The sequence below is a fragment of the Vibrio sp. 10N.222.55.C6 genome, from assembly GCF_041473395.1.
GTDB classification, from domain to species: domain Bacteria; phylum Pseudomonadota; class Gammaproteobacteria; order Enterobacterales; family Vibrionaceae; genus Vibrio; species Vibrio crassostreae_C.
Window position 1 is genome coordinate 1 of the sequence record NZ_JBFRSD010001252.1, and the last position, 251, is coordinate 251.

Genomic DNA, 251 nt, shown 5'->3' on the forward strand with positions numbered 1-251 from the left:
TGAATGAACGTTCATTCATTGGTGGTTGAAATATGACAACTCATGCACCTCGGGATAAACGCCAGCAAATACTTTCTGCAGCTGAAAAGCTAATTGCAGAGGTCGGTTTCCAAGGCCTTTCAATGCAAAAATTAGCCAAAGAAGCGGGAGTGGCTGCAGGCACTATCTATCGCTACTTCGATGATAAAGAGCATTTGATAGAAGATGTTCGAATGCTCGTGACTCAAAGAGTAGCTGATGCTGTTCAACAA

1 protein-coding gene is annotated in these 251 nt (G+C 43.0%); it reads left to right on the plus strand.

Annotated elements, in window-relative coordinates; translation table 11 throughout:
- Positions 1 to 32: 32 nt before the first annotated feature.
- Positions 33 to 251, plus strand: a 219-nt coding sequence (locus AB4486_RS28420) for a helix-turn-helix domain-containing protein (protein ID WP_372120182.1), incomplete at its 3' end; no start/stop codon positions are given.